This is a genomic window from Psychrobacter sp. 16-MNA-CIBAN-0192, from assembly GCF_040309565.1.
GTDB lineage: Bacteria > Pseudomonadota > Gammaproteobacteria > Pseudomonadales > Moraxellaceae > Psychrobacter.
Map to the genome: position 1 here is coordinate 38,439 of NZ_JBEOOX010000017.1, position 15,820 is coordinate 54,258.

At 42.4% G+C, this 15,820-nt stretch carries 10 protein-coding genes; 6 read left to right on the plus strand and 4 right to left on the minus strand.

Annotated features, from left to right (window positions below):
• The first annotated feature begins 18 nt into the window (after positions 1–18).
• The gene (locus AAEY78_RS11450) at positions 19–4,494 is read left to right on the plus strand and encodes a UvrD-helicase domain-containing protein (RefSeq protein ID WP_352339473.1); all 4,476 of its coding nucleotides are present in this window, start codon (positions 19–21) and stop codon (positions 4,492–4,494) included.
• Between the two features lie 84 nt (positions 4,495–4,578).
• On the plus strand, positions 4,579–6,774 hold the full coding sequence (gene recD / locus AAEY78_RS11455; protein ID WP_352339474.1) for an exodeoxyribonuclease V subunit alpha: 2,196 nt from the start codon (positions 4,579–4,581) through the stop codon (positions 6,772–6,774).
• A gap of 83 nt (positions 6,775–6,857) precedes the next feature.
• On the opposite strand, the gene AAEY78_RS11460 is transcribed toward recD, so the two are convergent.
• Both AAEY78_RS11460 and AAEY78_RS11465 read right to left on the minus strand, forming a co-directional pair.
• The gene (locus AAEY78_RS11460; RefSeq protein ID WP_352339475.1) at positions 6,858–7,421 is read right to left on the minus strand and encodes a hypoxanthine-guanine phosphoribosyltransferase; all 564 of its coding nucleotides are present in this window, start codon (positions 7,419–7,421) and stop codon (positions 6,858–6,860) included.
• An 84-nt stretch (positions 7,422–7,505) separates the two neighbouring features.
• A complete protein-coding gene (locus AAEY78_RS11465) occupies positions 7,506–8,174 on the minus strand; it encodes a hypothetical protein (protein WP_352339476.1) in 669 nt (222 codons plus the stop codon).
• Positions 8,175–8,655: 481 nt separating this feature from the next.
• Between AAEY78_RS11465 and AAEY78_RS11470 the strand changes: the two genes are divergently transcribed.
• The 3 genes from AAEY78_RS11470 to AAEY78_RS11480 all read left to right on the plus strand — a co-directional run bounded on the left by AAEY78_RS11470 (position 8,656) and on the right by AAEY78_RS11480 (position 11,788).
• Entirely contained in the window at positions 8,656–10,338 is a 1,683-nt protein-coding gene (locus tag AAEY78_RS11470) for a carbon starvation CstA family protein (RefSeq protein WP_352339477.1), read from the plus strand.
• A 108-nt stretch (positions 10,339–10,446) separates the two neighbouring features.
• Complete coding sequence (locus tag AAEY78_RS11475) at positions 10,447–10,746, plus strand: cory-CC-star protein (RefSeq protein WP_352339478.1); 300 nt, start codon at positions 10,447–10,449, stop codon at positions 10,744–10,746.
• Between the two features lie 49 nt (positions 10,747–10,795).
• The gene (locus tag AAEY78_RS11480; protein ID WP_352339479.1) at positions 10,796–11,788 is read left to right on the plus strand and encodes an ArsA family ATPase; all 993 of its coding nucleotides are present in this window, start codon (positions 10,796–10,798) and stop codon (positions 11,786–11,788) included.
• A 43-nt stretch (positions 11,789–11,831) separates the two neighbouring features.
• Here the strand turns inward: AAEY78_RS11480 and AAEY78_RS11485 are convergent, their stop codons facing one another.
• Together AAEY78_RS11485 and AAEY78_RS11490 are read right to left on the minus strand one after the other, a co-directional pair.
• On the minus strand, positions 11,832–13,466 hold the full coding sequence (locus AAEY78_RS11485; RefSeq protein WP_352339480.1) for a DUF3482 domain-containing protein: 1,635 nt from the start codon (positions 13,464–13,466) through the stop codon (positions 11,832–11,834).
• A gap of 98 nt (positions 13,467–13,564) precedes the next feature.
• Entirely contained in the window at positions 13,565–14,917 is a 1,353-nt protein-coding gene (locus AAEY78_RS11490) for a DUF2868 domain-containing protein (RefSeq protein WP_352339481.1), read from the minus strand.
• 699 nt (positions 14,918–15,616) lie between these two features.
• Here AAEY78_RS11490 and AAEY78_RS11495 point away from each other — a divergent pair.
• On the plus strand, positions 15,617–15,820 hold a 204-nt coding region (locus tag AAEY78_RS11495), incomplete at its 3' end, for a solute carrier family 23 protein (protein WP_352339482.1).

Below are 15,820 nucleotides of genomic sequence, written 5' to 3' on the forward strand. Positions count from 1 at the left end.
TAAAAAGTGTAGGCTCCTATGACTGATTTTACTGATACAAGCGATATAGTTGATATATCTATAAAGCCCTACTTATTTGATGACTACCTAGATGAGTCACATAACTCATTCGATAAGCCGAATAGTACGCTTGAAGTTGAGGATGTGAGTGACACTATGATTGAGAAAAAGGCTGATGTGATACCGGCGGTTGATGTTGAGTTGAGAGGTCGGCATCTGATCGAAGCATCAGCTGGTACTGGCAAAACTTGGACATTGACTGGCATTATGCTACGGCTGCTGATTGAAGCACGGCGTGCGCCAGAGCAAATCATTGCTACGACCTTTACTAGAGCTGCTGCAGCTGAGATGCGTCAGCGTATTCACGACCGTTTGGTAGATTTTTATCAATTATTGCAGTGGGTTAATAGCCTAAGTGCTGAACTAAATAATAAAGATGCCTTGTATCCTGATGTACTACAGGTAACGCCTGATAGTGGCAAGAACAAACAAGAGAGCAAAGGATTAAGTACGGATTTAAATACTGATATAGGCGCTGATGCATTCAATCAAGACCTTGCCTCTGATAAGCAGGCTGCTGCTACAAAGTGTGCACAGGTAAAAAAAGAGCGTGAAGACTGGTTAGTAGAGCAGGCTAAATACGCCCGCTTAGATGGCCTTATGGAAGACCCCATTAATTTGCATTTAATTGGGTTTTTGCTTGACCATGTGCACAGCTATCCCATGGTGGAGGCTATAAGACGCACTGCGTTAGTGCTAACCACGTTGGACAAACTGTTTGTAGGTACACTCGACAGTTTGGCGCAAAAGTGGTTGATTGAATACAGTAGCGAGACCGGTCATCAGCAAGGTATGGCCATTATTGAAGATAGTAGTATTGAGCAGGTGACTGACAGTATTATTCATGATGAGCTGCGGGAATTCCAAAGCAGACTGTATCATGAGCAGCCTAAGCTATATGCGCTAATGGATCAGCAAGGCAAACTGACTGCAGTTAGCGATCATAAAAAATATGTGACGCGCTCGCTTAACTTTATTTCAGCGCCGATTGATGAGGTTGTAGTCAGCAATTTTTCTTTTGAGGGCTATGAGCGGCTTATTAGTAGTATCTTTGAACGCAGCGATGAGCTTGATGCTTTTTTTAAGCCTGACGGCAAGTATTATGAGGTTCCAAAAGGTCAGTTACTAAACAACAGAGATTCTTGGCCAAAAATCATCCAAACATTAAAAAATTCTGGCCCGGCTGCGTATAAGTTTATATCAGACTCAAAAAATTATACAGGAAAGTTAATACAGGCTTTTCAGAAAACTGATGATATAGGCAAGCAGTTCTATAAGCCAAAAGATGGTGAAAGACTTAATTTAATATTTAACGAGTTACAGGTCGTTCGTGATTTCAAACGGTATATCGAAGAAAGTAAAAAGCTCGATGAGTACATCACAGCTATCTTAGCCAATCTTAATCGTCATATCGTGCTGGCGGTGCGTAATAGATTGCCAGTCGTCTTAGAAGAGCGCGGTGAGACTACCTTTAGTTTACAGATGGTACGCTTAAATCAAGCGTTGACCGGTAGGCAAGGAGAGAAGCTGGCACGTTATATTCGCCACCATTATCCGGTCGCTCTGATTGATGAGTCGCAAGACATCAATGGCGAGCAAGCCATTATGATTGAAAGCATCTATTTGCCGAAAAGCAAACGTAAACGATCAGCCACTAATAAAGACAGTCATGAGTTCTTACTGTTGGTTGGTGATCCAAAGCAGGCCATTTATGGATTTCGTGGCGGTGATGTTTCCAACTATAACTATATGAAAGCCCAGTTTGAGAAAAGCAGCCTTTGGACGCTTGATATTAATCGCCGCTCAAATGCCGGTATGATTGATGCATTAAATTGCTGGTTTGGCATGGCTGATACAACTACTGTTGAGAATAAACTGGCACAGTTAGGTAGCAGTATTTATTATCAGCATATCAAAGCGGCAAAACCGGAATATGAGCTGTCTTGGTTTAATAAGTCAGATAGGCTGGACAACGTGTTGGTTACAGAAGTGCTTTCTGCCCAACCAGTGAGCCTATTGCACCTACCTTATGACAGAGATAAGGAGCTTGAGTACGATGAGCATGAAATCACAGCGCGTCATATTGTAACCTTACTCAGTAGTGGTCAGACTTTAAAAGGTAAACCTATTCAGCCTAGTGATATCGGTGTGTTGGCGCGTACTAAAAAAGACTTAAAACGGGTTGAAGACGAGCTCGTTAAGCTTAATGTCCCAACTTTAACCACCAGTGATGACAGTATCTTTGAAACCATCATGGCAGAAGATGTGGCGGCGCTGCTGAGCGCCATGTTATACCCATATCGTCATGACATGATTAATCGGGTATTGACTAGCCATCTGTATGGTCTGAGTATCAAAGACGTCAAAGCCATGATGAAGGACCATGAGTCAGGAGTTACCGAGAGTAGTAGCTTGAGTAGTGCTAGCACGAAAGCGATTGATAATAAAAAGAGCTATCAAGGCTTTATTACTTATCTAAAACAAGGTGCTCAAAATTGGCAGCACTTTGGTGTCTTATCGGCACTGCATTACTTATTAGATAAAAATCCCGTACAGCCGCAAGGCGTTTGGCAAGCCTTAGCGTCGCATCCAGAGGGCGATCGGCATATTATGGATTTGCGTCATATGATGGATGTCTTGGCGCAGTATGGCATCGGCATGGGTGAGCACGAACTATTGGCGTGGTTTAGACAGAATATAGAGGCTGCTCCCAATAGCGATTGGGCTAAGCAATATCCGCTACCGACAGAATCTGGCGTGCAGCTTATGACCATTCACAAGTCCAAAGGGCTTGAGTTTCCTATTGTTTATGTATTGGGCATGGGTGATGCCAGTAGAAAGTCAGGCAATAAAGAAGACTATGGCTTGTATTTATATAACGCGCAACAAGCTCCTTCGATGCTAGTACAGCAATCGATAGAAAGCCAATCAACGGGAAATCAGCGCCGCTTCTCACCTGTAAAAGGCTCTGCCACCACAGAAGATTATTATACCGAAATCGAGACGAAAGAAGGCTTTGATGAGCTGCGCAGGCTTGGCTATGTGGCATTTACTCGTGCCAGTGAGCAGCTATATGTGGTGCTACGAGACCCCAAAGACAAGACGGGGTTTGACTCAAAGCCAGTTTTCTATTGGTTTGACTCACCAGAACCAAAGTTTGATTTGCCTGATAGGCTTAAAGGCACTATAGGGATGATTCGAGCGCATCATGTTAATGATTTTTATAACGGTTATCATGGCAGTAAAGATGCTAATGCAATAGGCTTAGAGGGCAACCAAACGCTTACCACTGTTAAGCCCATAACTGAGAATATCGAATATGCTGCGTTTTCAGAGGTCATGAAAACAAATTATTTTTATGGTTGGGCTAAGACCAGTTTTACGGCTTTAGCCCGTCAGCTAGATGAATCTACACAGGCGCTGGCTGTGATAGATGAACGTATGGATGATGCTTTAGATATTGATATAACAGAGTCGGCAGTATCGTTCACTAGTAAAGATTCTCTGGAACCAGTCAGTGAGTTGAGCTTCAAATCAGAGGATGATATCCGTTTTACTTTTGTCAAAGGTGCCAATGCAGGTACGTTTTTGCATGAGATATTTGAAAAAATTGATTTCAATAATAAATTGCAGTGGTCTCAGGTGATTGATAGAGCGGTTAGTAGTTATCAGTTGCCTCTGGTCTACAGTAGCGCTGAACAGCAAAGCCGATTATTACAATCAAAGAATAAAGAAGATATCCATCAAATTGATTTAGACTCAATAGATGCTACCAAACATCAAGCATTGATTGGCTGGATCGAAGAGGTGCTACAGGCGCCGTTATTGGCATCCAATCAGCCCTTACAATCTATCGATGCAAGTCAGCGATTTGCTGAATTAGAGTTTAATATGGGATTATCAGAGCGCTTTAACGCACAAGATATTAATAAACTCTTTCAGCAGTATCTACCTGATGAGGCTGACAAACACGTCAATCTTATTCCACAAAACAAAGCGCATCTGTATCGTTATCTGCGTGGTGAAATTGATTTGGTATATGAACATGCTGGCAAGTATTACGTTGTCGATTACAAAAGTAATTTTTTGGGAAATAGCCTAAGTAATTATGATGAAAATACACTTAAGCAAGCGATGTCCAAAGCAGGATATTGGCTACAGGCAGCAATTTATCAAGTAGCATTACATCGCTTCCTTGCGATGAGGATTAGTGATTATGTAGGTAATGAAGGTAAGTATCTTGGCGCTGTTGAATATGTCTTTTTGCGGGGCGTGTATGATTCAGACTCTCAAGCAGCTGTTGACTTATCGCAAAATGTTAAAGAGGCTGATAATAGCAATTCAATGCACAACGATCGCTATGGATTAGTTACTTGGGATATTCCAATTGAGTTCATTAAGGCTCTAGATGCATTATTCGGCATACCAAATTAGTAGGCTATAAATAACGACTTAAATGAAAAATAACCATGTAACCATGATAGCGATTAACTTGATAACAATAGAGACAAGTGCACTATGAGTAATAACAACAATAAAAGCAGCGCGGCAGTGAGCTTACAAGAAAGCTGGGCTAGTAATATCAGCGATTATATTTTGCTGCGCCGTCAGCAAACACATGTAGTGTATAACGTAACTGACGTAGCGGATAATATGGACAGCAAGCAAGTCGATAAAACTGAAGAAAAAGGCTTATTTATTGCTTTATTCGTTATGTTGGCCACTCATTTAGAAGAGGGGCATACCGTTTTAACCATTGAGGCAGACGAGGATGAACGTCCACTACAAGGTAAAATCAATGGTGAGTCAGTCACACTATATGCTTGGCAGCAGCAATTACTAGAGATGCTAGCAACGCCAATCTTAGCACTGATTGAAACTCAAATAGATACCCAGCAAGAGGATGACTCTACAGCTAGGTTATCATTATTTATCCTGCTAGACATCATGTTCTACAAGCGAGATCAGCTATGGGCGCAATTAGCACTGAGTAATAATGAAAAAGAGATATTGGTTAAGAGATTTGATGCGGTTGTATCATTTTACCAGTTATTGAGAAATACCAACTTAACGTCTTTTTCTGAGTTAATCGATGAGCATACTTTGTTCGCTGACGCTAATTCTAACGACAGTAAAAATAGCCTAAGCAAAAATAATCAACCTATTGTTTATCAGCTTATTAATAATCAAGAGGCTGATAAACAAAATATGATAATCACTTTTTGGTTACATCGAGCTTGGCAAGCAGAGTTTAACTTAGCGCAGCGAGTTAGTAGTATTTTAAATCAAAAAATCAAGCCTCTAGAAATATTAATGCCCGAAAATTTAAATGAGCAGCAGGTAAAAGCAATTAATGTCGCTAATAACAATGCCTTTAGCATTATTACTGGTGGTCCAGGCACAGGAAAGACCTATACTGTTGCTCAGTTAGTGATTGCGCTGCAACAAGCTGCAGAGAGTGGCGGTGGAGAGCATGGGAAAATTAGATTTAGTACTGATAGTGCTAGCCTAGCATTGGCAGCACCAACCGGTAAAGCTGCACAGCGAATGCAGGAGTCCTTACAAGCGGCTCTGGATGCAGCAGATGTGCAGCTACAGCTGCAAGAAGCCAAAACCATTCACCGCTTATTAGGCATCGGTCGAACGGGCAGACCTCGTTATAATGCAAATAATCCACTCGGTGAAGATATTATCATTGTTGATGAAGCATCTATGCTAGGGGTTGAATTAGCTAATTACCTTGTAAGTGCCGTAAAACCAGGCGCAAGGCTTATATTATTAGGGGATGCCAACCAGTTGGCAGCGGTAGATGCAGGGGCAGTATTGGCTGACTTATGCCGCATCCCATTGCTACAGCCTATACATGTAGAGCTAACAGAGAGCCGCCGATTCAGCGCCGATTCAGGTATTGGTAAGCTAGCCAATCAAATTAATAAAGCACAGGCAGATACTCAAGCTATTTGGCAATTATTAAAACAGGATGAAGCCCTAAATTTTCAATATGTAAATACCTTGCATCCAGAAACAGTTATAGATAATAAGATGCAAAATAGCCTAAGTAGTTATAAAATTATTTCAAACCTCACTTTAAACTATTATTCGTACATAAATAAGATTAAATCACTACAAGAGAATCGGATAGAAAAATCCATGCCAAAGTTAACAAAAGACACTATTAGTTCTTTAATGAACGCTTTTAATAAATTTAGAATTCTAAGTGCTGGTCATAACGGCGAGTGGGGTGATCACTACATTAACAACCATATCACTCAATGGCATCTTACTGAGCTAAAACTACCGCTAGGTCAAAACACATGGTTCCATGGTCGTCCCGTTATGGTTCTACAAAATAACTATGAGCTTGGATTGTTTAATGGTGATATCGGTTTTTGCCTCCAAACAGAAGATGAAGGAAGCAGACTTGAAGTGTTTTTTGAGAATAAAGCGCAGGGGATTAACGTCAATCTACTAAATGAAGAGGTAATCGCCACAGCATATGCGATGACCATTCACAAGTCTCAAGGGTCTGAGTTTGATCATGTCGCTATTACTTTTGACAATAGTCACGCAAGGTTACTGAGTAAAGAGCTCATTTATACAGCGATAACCCGTGCTAAAAAGCAGATTTCTATCTATAGTACAAAACATGCTTTTGAAAAAGCCGTCCAGACACCGACTGAGCGCCATACGGGTTTAGCATTACAGTTTAATTAGTATTGATTATGCTCATCAAAAAGCAATAAAAAAGCACCCACTGGGTGCTTTTTTATTGTGTTATAAATTCGACAAAGTACTGACTACATTTTGTCTTCTTTAATAGCATAGATACCAGGTAAATGACGCAAGTAGCCATGAAAGTCCATACCACAACCGTAAACATAACGATCAGCAACGTTGATACCTACAAAATCAACATTAAAATCTTTAACTTTACGATTGTGCTCTTTATTAAGCAATACGCAAGTTTCAAGCGATGCTGGCTTTTCTTTACCAAGCTCTTCAACGATGGCCTTTAAAGTAATACCTTCATCAAAGATATCATCAATTAGCAATACGTGCTCACCTTTGATATTGACATCAGGCTTAAACTTCCAATCGAGCTCATTAGTACCTTCGTTATCACGATAGCGTGATGCATGAATATAGTGCATACGGTGATAAAAGGTGAGGTGAGTGAGTAGTTGACCGGCTGGGATAAGACCACCATTCATAACAACCATTACAATAGGGTTGAGACCAACATAGTGTAGATTCAGCTGAGCAGCAAGGCGTTCATAGGCAGCAGCAACTTCAATGCTACTAATAATACACTCTGAGTTGCGCAGAGTTTTTTCAATTTCTTGATTGCTGATTTGGGTCATGGATTGCGCCTTCGATGAAAAGTGCCGCTTATTCTAGCAAATTCTAGCGCATTTGCCCAATACAACCTGCATATAGCGGTAAAATTAATCATCCATTTGTAGTAAATAAGGACGATAAAAAATGGCGAGACGGTTTAGACCGGCATCGGGTAACTGTGGTAGGAGCTTATTTAGCGCCATACTCATGCCTTTATCAATTGCAACTTTGGCAACGGGGACAGATTTGCGTTTAATCATGCCAAGTTTCAGCGTTTCCGTAAATCGAGTCATGAAATGATGCAACGATGCATCCGTCATGGTTTCGAGCGCAGTTTTAAATTTGTCTCTGTCCACTGTCTCAGGTGTAATGGCTGCAAAGCCATCGTTAATCGTCTGTGCAATCGGTTCTGATAATTTAAATCCTACTCGGCGCATACCTTTTTTATCGATAAATATACTTTGATTCTTTAAAAAGTCAAAACTTGGCAGAATATCTTCATTACTATCTTTGCCTAATAACACATTTAATAACGTCTCTGTTGTGCGCTCGATAGTAACTATAATTTTTTGCATGGCAGCTTTGCGTTCCGGGTTGGGAATGACGTCTATTAAGCTGACCAGTAAATTATCATTTAGCTCGCGGGCAATTTGCTGCGTTAATGCATTGCGATACGGGTAATAATCTTCTGTGGAATTTGACGCGATAAGCTGTTGTGCTTCATCAATCATCTGATTTAATTTATCTGATGGTAAAAAACCAAAATAATATGCCATTAAAAAACCTTTTTTATCACTATGTATTATTAATTTATCAAAATAACAGGCATCTCTTATCAGATGGCTGAATCATTTTAGTGGTGGAGTGTTGAACCAATATTTATATGTCATTGGTTATAAAAAGCGGTCAGCTTTTTGCTGTTCAATACTTTGGTTTCTTAGTGCTAATAAAGTTGATTGTAGCACGATGTTTAACGATTTAAGTGCTTACTGATCTACTTATCATCGTTTATATAGTATGAATAATAGCCAGCTGCTTAATTTTTCTTTAGCTCGTAAAAGGATACTAGGAGGATGCTTATTTGATATATAAAGTTACATTTTATGTTAAATAGATTACAATTCATAGTACTTGTTTAACGGTTTGTACCATTATTATTAACGCTATGTATCCTAAAAAGTAGCAAGAGTTATTAAGAAGAAATAGGGATAAGAGTGCGCTGAATAAGCACCTTGACGAAATCTAAGGAGAGAGAAGATGAACAGCGCTATTATATTATTACTTGGTGTTGGTGCAATGATTTTAGGATATGTTTTTTATTCAAAATTTATTGCGACCAAAATTTTGGCTTTGGATAATAGCCGACCCACGCCAGCCCATACGATGAAAGATGGGGTGGATTATGTGCCGACCAATAAGTATGTATTATGGGGACATCATTTTACATCGGTTGCTGGCGCTGCGCCAATCATTGGTCCTGCGATTGCTGTTATTTGGGGCTGGCTACCGGCGGTTCTTTGGGTGGTATTTGGCACGATATTAATGGCGGGCGTTCATGATATGTCTGCGATATGGGCAAGTATGCGTAATCGCGGACAGTCTATTGGCTCAATCGCTGGTACGGTTATGGGTACGCGTGTCCGCAGTTTGATGATGGTGGTTATCTTTTTATTATTGCTAATGGTCAATGCCGTATTTGGGGTTGCTATTGCCAATATGATGATCAAAACGCCGTCTGCTGTATTGCCTGTGTGGGGGGCATTGGTGGTTGCCTTTATTATTGGGCAGTGTATTTATCGTTATCATATGAATCTGGTTTGGGTATCTATTATTGGGGTGGGGGCATTATACGGACTGATTTATTTGGGTCCTATGTTCCCTATAGTGTTACCTGAAACGGTCTTTGGGCTGCCTGATAATGCAGTTTGGATTATTATTTTATTTGCTTATGCTGCGGTAGCGTCATTATTGCCCGTATGGATGTTGCTACAACCGCGTGATTATATTAATGGCTTGCAGCTGTTTGTTGGTTTAATTTTATTATACGCGGCTATTTTTATCTCATCACCCAATATCGTCGCGCCTGCAATCAATACTGACTTACCAATCGATACTCCGTCTATTCTGCCGCTATTGTTTGTAACCATTGCTTGTGGCGCGATTTCAGGATTCCATGGTTTGGTTGCAACGGGTACAACGTCTAAACAGATTGACAAAGAAGAAGACGCGCGTTTTGTCGGCTACTTTGGCGCACTTGGCGAAGGGATGTTGGCACTTGGAGCAATCTTGGCGGCAACGGCAGGTTTTGCGACCCTTGGCGATTGGCAGGCGGTCTACCAGAAGTTTGGCGATGGCTCCATTGGTGCCTTTATTGATGGCGGGGCTACGATATTAAATGCAGGCGTTGGTATTGATATGGTACTGTCACAAACCATGCTTACGGTCATGGCAGCATTATTTGCTGGTACGACCATGGATACAGGCGTGCGCTTGCAGCGCTATATCTTCCAAGAGTTTGGTGAGTTTTATAACCTGCCAGCTTTAACCAAAGGTGGCGTTGCCACATTATTAGCAGTAGGAAGTTGTTTATTGCTTGCATTTGGTGCCGGTGGTATTGGCGGCGAAGGTGGTATGATTATCTGGCCGCTATTTGGTACGACAAACCAATTAATGGCAGCATTAACCTTGATGGTTGTTACGGTTATCCTATTGCGTAAAGGCAAACCGGTCTGGTATACCTTAGCGCCATTATCGTTCTTGCTGGTGATGACTGTATTTGCGTTATTGATTCAGCTCAAAACCTTTTATATTGACGGTAATTGGTTGCTTATTATTATGGACATCATTATCTTGATTGCTACCATTTTAGTGACTTTTGAGAGTTTTTCGGTATTACGCCGTGAATGGTCGTTATATAAAGGTAATAATAGCGTTGAATAACAACTAACGATCGTGATTTTTTAATCAATAAATATTCAAACGCTGGCAATTGCTGGCGTTTTTTATCAGCACCAAAAATCAGAATCAAAAAATATAAAATGAGAACAAATGATGCAAAATCATGAGAGGCAAGATGCGGATAATCATAAAATAGAGCCGCTTTGGGAACGGTTTTTGGCGGGATTACATGAGTTTTATCATGCCCCTTACCGGCAGACAATGGCACGGGCAGCACGTGATGAAGAAGACTTTTTCATGCTATTAATGTTTGCAGAAAGTTTGGGTATTGATAATCCGGCTAGTTTTTATACGCTTGAATTACAGCCATTACTATTAGAGAACTTTCATGACTGGCATACGCGGATGGGGATGGATAGATGCCCATTTGACCACGTAGGGTGCTGTTAGGTATATTTACTTAAGGTGGCAATAGCAATAAAAATATTAGGAAAAAGATATGGCGCTATGTTCTATCGATGTATTGGTCTCCCAGCTGGCTACGCAACCGATTATCTTTATTGGCGGTAAGGGTGGCGTGGGCAAGACCACTACGGCAGCGGCACTTGCCAGCTATCATGCCAATCAAGGCAAAAAAACGCTGATTGTCTCAACTGACCCTGCACACAGTTTAGGTGACGTATTCAACACAACATTACACCATGAAAAAACCGCTATTAATCCGTATCTGGATGCATTAGAGCTCAATCCTGAAATTATCGTCAATAGGCACTTTGCCCAAGTTGAGCGTACCATTACAGGCTATGCTAATCCTGATATGATGCCGAAAATACGTGAGCATTTGCGACTATCAAAGTCTGCACCTGGGGCTCAAGAAGCTGCCATGCTTGAGTCGATGTGTCAGCATTTGGTGACAGCAGCGGATGCCGGTTATGCGCATATAATCTTTGATACGGCACCGACTGGACATACGTTGCGCTTATTGGTATTGCCTGAGATGATGGGCGCATGGACGGATGGGTTATTAGCGCAGCAGCGGCGACAAGCTAAGTTGCGCTCGGTTGCCACGCATTTAGACAGTCATGAAAAAGATATTATTAATCCATTTGGAAAACATCAGCCGGATCGGTGGGAGCAAGCAGTATCTGTACTAGAGCAGCGTAAAGTACTATTCAGACAAGCAGGGGCACTATTGCATGATCGCACGCAGACGGCAATTGTCTTAGTTATGACCGCTGACGTGTTGCCATTGGCAGAAACAGCGCGCGCCATCTCACAATTAGAAGAAGCTAAGCTGACGCCTGCGGCAATCGTGGTAAATCAGCTGATTAAACCCACACAAACCGACCCATTTTGGCAACAACGCGCTGATAGACAACAGCAGTTAATGAACGATATTACACACAGTTTCAGCAATTATCCTATCTATCCTGTTTATCTTCAGCAAACAGACATTCGGGGCACTGAGGCGCTAAGCAAGTTATTTAGTTAAGCGATGTAAGCAGTTAAGCAGTGCAGTTAAGCAGTTAAGCCTTTTAACGGTCTGCTATCTGCAATTTATGCGCAAGCGACCATGCGGTATCGGTACGCAGACTTTGAGCCTGGTCAGACTTACCGCTACTGAGTGACGACCACTGCGGCTTACCACGCGCTTTTTTAAGCTCACTGGGTAACTTATGAGTTGCCCATGGCGTCGTCGCATTACTATTCTTATCCTCATTACTGTCATCAATTGATGCATCGCCATGATAAAGCAGTTGCGTGGCATCCGTTGCCGCGTGTCCACGGTGACGTAGCGCATTAAGCAAATCCAGTGCTCGCGTTGCTAGCAACGTTAAGGTTGCAGGGTCGATATACAATCGCTTCACCCCTGATAGTTTGTCAGCGATACTACCCGTATTGGACAATAATCCGCCTGCAATACCGCCAATAGCAGTGCCCAGTCCTAAAGTAGTGCCAAGAGCTGCGGCATCAATGCCTAATCCGAGTAACGCGCCTGCTGCTGCGCCTGAGGTGGTACGAATACCATAACTCTTGAGCAGTTCAGGATCAAACGGATCTTGCTGGTAGGCTTTGAGCTCAAGCGGGGTGGCAGCAACAGCATTGTCGTAAAACTTATAAAGGTTCATCATATTGTGCTGCATCGCGCGTTCGCTCTGTCTGACCGCTTCTTGCATTTGCTGCAAAATAGGCAGAGGGTCATCATCCTCATTAATTTCACGCACAAAAGCGGCGACATTTAACAAAAAATCAGCAATAACGAGGGTGGCATCTTCATAAAGCTGCGCCCAATCTGCTGTACGGCGTTGCATCAATTGTTCAAGCATCTCCGCATGGGTGAGCATGGTGGCAAGATTTTGCCAAAGTCGCATCTCATCGGTAAATTCAAACGCAACCGAATCAAAGCGCGTGGAGATATGCAAGTTACGACGCGCCAGCATGGTCTGCCATGCATCAATATTGGCATCTTGGCTGTCAGTAAAATTAAAGACTGGCATGACTGGAATCGCCGCCCAAGATAAAATAGCCAGCTCGTCTTTATATTTACCCAGTACTGGCTCACGGGCATCCACCACGTATATTGCCATGTCACTTGCCAGCAACTGACGGATGACTTTTGCCTCTTGGCTATAATCGCCAAAATTATCCTTGTAATTATTATTCTCATCATAAGGATTCTGGTTGCCTGCGGCACTATCAGACGCCAAAAACTGTTGTAAGCGCTCGATACCATCACGGCGACTGGCAGTATTGTCCTCAAGCCAATCCATCAGACCAGAGGCGTCCTCTAATCCTGGTGTGTCGTATAACGATACTAATGCCTCACCGGTTTGACTGTCGATTAATTGCGCCCGTTCAACATGACGAGTCGTTGCCGCTTCGTTTTTTACCTCACCAAAATAACCATCACGTAATAGAGTACGCAAAATAGAGGTCTTGCCAGTATTGGTATGCCCAACCACTGCCAATCTTAACGGCTCACCACTGGCAAGGGTGGTTTTTGCCCGCGCAGATTTTGGGGTGACATCCAGTGGCTTATCTACAGTTTCGTCAGACAGGCTAGGGTGAGATAAACCCTGTTCTCTAGGCACTGTATCTTTATATAAATTGGGCTCAGGTAAAGGCGGCGTTTGAGATGTCGCCTTAAGCTCTTGATGGTTATTGTCCATAGTTGTTTTATTATCCTGATTAATAGTCGTTATAACCGCGTCTTAAGGAGATATTTATACGGCTGTATCTCATAGAACCTGTAAATTAGACAAAGAAATTAAGCTGACACCAAGCCAATTTTCCGTGCTGCCAATGCCGTTTGCCATTGTTGATGACGCATCATTTGCGCCGCAGAGGGCTGGGAGGCATCACTTTCTGGGCGCAGCAACTGTACGATAACACCATGTTTGGCATGGCTTGCAATATGATCTAGCTTACGCAGCGTACCACGGTCAGGGAGAGCTTGCGCATGGATACCCAGCCAGACTTGTACTGGGTGCTCGTTCAGATACGTGGTTAAGCGCGCCATATCGTCACGGTCATCGACAATACCAAAGTCTTCGATACCAAAAGTACTCAACGTCTCATCAACGCCAACTTGCCACCAGCCATCAGGAGCAGGGTACTCAAGTAGCGCGACCAGTTTTTTCCCGCTACTGACCTGAGCTTGCGGAGCAACAGGCGCCGCAACTTCAACGAAGTCGTCATTATCCACGATTTGACGCTGCCAGAAGTCCACAATTTTTTGATAATAAGGCAGTTTTATATCAAGGCGCATTTTTTTGCGGCGGAACATCAAGGCACAAAACACCCATGCCAGCGCCCGCGGCACAATGCCATACATCAGTAAACTACCAATCAATAAGCCTGCCCACTGGCGCGCAACAGACAGTGGCATCGCAGCGGTCACCAATCGACTCTGCACAATCGCAGCGTCATTGGGCACATCAAAGCCCACCATGCTCGGTAACCAGCCAAGCAGATGGGTCAAAGTAATTAATGCCTGATCCGAGAGCAGTGTCGATTCCCAGCTAAAACTGTACTGTCGCACAATCAATAGAAAAACAATCGCAAACAACATACCGGTTAAGGTAGCAAGCCAAAGCTGGTGGCTAAACCTGCCCAAATACCAGCGCATGCCACTGTGATGCAACTGCTGCTCATATAGGCTTACCGCCGCTTGTGTTACATCATCCTTACCACGTATTAAACGATTTGGGCTAACAAAATTAGCAAACCAATTTGCCGACGCCTTACCTTGGTTAACCAGACTCATCAATAACCAACCGACCAGCATCAGGGTATGAAAACCAAGTAAACAGACCAAAACATAGAAAAAATTCACCACATTGGCTTGTAACAAGGTAAACAATCCTAAAAACCCAGACACGCACCACACCACGCTCATCACAGTCATAATACCTTTGATGCGCCCATCGATCTTTCCTAAAATACGAATGAGATCTCCATTGCTATCAATCCGTGACGCACGCCGATGCAGCTTTTGAACGGGCGTACCGGTCTCTAGCTGCAGCTTTTCAGTAACCAGTAGCGGGTCTGTAGCAAAGACATGCTGATCACTTTCAAGCAAACGTACCAGTTCAGTCAATTGGTCTTGTTGTGATAACATTGTTGTTACATCCGTATTAAAGAAATGGTGAATAAGACAGGCACTCAAGACCCGTCATGCAAAAATTCTCGCCTTACTATACCGATATATTTGGCAAAAACGGCTAATTTTTATAAAATATAGTCGATTTAAGCACTATAAAATACAGTTTTTTTGCTACTAAGTCCTTATAACTACAGGAATTATTATAAAAACTGACCATTTGGTCAAAAAATCGCTGGCAGTTATTACCAATACACGCTATTCTAAAAGTAAGTTAATCACTGTAGAACCTAACCAAAATAATCAAATGCTGCAATAAAGTGGTCACAAAGCGGAAATTTGATTATGATGGCAATAGACGGTTTTGATGCTCCTGCATCAGTCAACCGTAATATCACGGATTTCTTCAGCGTTCCTATCCATAACGATTGACGATATGGGCTAAGGTTATGAAGAAGGACAAGATAAGTGCACACGCACGCTCTAATTATCATCCATTATGTTATCCTTGATAAAAATCGCCTAAGCGTATCAAGCAAAGCTGGGATGATAAGTACGAAATGTATGAGTTCAGTGTCTGAGTACTGAGGCTAGGAGAGGGCACAAGCCGCTCATAATCTCAGTCGTTGTAAAACTTAATTTGCTATAGTTCTACGTCATTCAAGATGTGTCGGTTAAGATACGTTTAAATATAACATGCAGGGAGCACACCTATCTATGGATACCAAATCCACCTCTAATCCAACTTTTGCACGACCAGAAGATGAAAATCTGGGCGTTGCTGCAAATATTGCCTATGGCTTTCAGCACGTTCTTACCATGTACGGTGGCATCATTGCAGTACCGCTGATTGTTGGGCAAGCTGCTGGACTAACGCCAGCTGAAATTGGTCTATTGATTGCTGCCTCTTTATTTATTGGT

Excerpts from the sequence above, each read along its gene's own strand:
- AAEY78_RS11450 (WP_352339473.1), top strand. The coding sequence starts at position 19 with ATGACTGATTTTACTGATACAAGCGATATAGTTGATATATCTATAAAG.
- recD (WP_352339474.1), top strand. The coding sequence starts at position 4,579 with ATGAGTAATAACAACAATAAAAGCAGCGCGGCAGTGAGCTTACAAGAA.
- AAEY78_RS11460 (WP_352339475.1), bottom strand. The coding sequence starts at position 7,421 with ATGACCCAAATCAGCAATCAAGAAATTGAAAAAACTCTGCGCAACTCA.
- AAEY78_RS11465 (WP_352339476.1), bottom strand. The coding sequence starts at position 8,174 with ATGGCATATTATTTTGGTTTTTTACCATCAGATAAATTAAATCAGATG.
- AAEY78_RS11470 (WP_352339477.1), top strand. The coding sequence starts at position 8,656 with ATGAACAGCGCTATTATATTATTACTTGGTGTTGGTGCAATGATTTTA.
- AAEY78_RS11475 (WP_352339478.1), top strand. The coding sequence starts at position 10,447 with ATGATGCAAAATCATGAGAGGCAAGATGCGGATAATCATAAAATAGAG.
- AAEY78_RS11480 (WP_352339479.1), top strand. The coding sequence starts at position 10,796 with ATGGCGCTATGTTCTATCGATGTATTGGTCTCCCAGCTGGCTACGCAA.
- AAEY78_RS11485 (WP_352339480.1), bottom strand. The coding sequence starts at position 13,466 with ATGGACAATAACCATCAAGAGCTTAAGGCGACATCTCAAACGCCGCCT.
- AAEY78_RS11490 (WP_352339481.1), bottom strand. The coding sequence starts at position 14,917 with ATGTTATCACAACAAGACCAATTGACTGAACTGGTACGTTTGCTTGAA.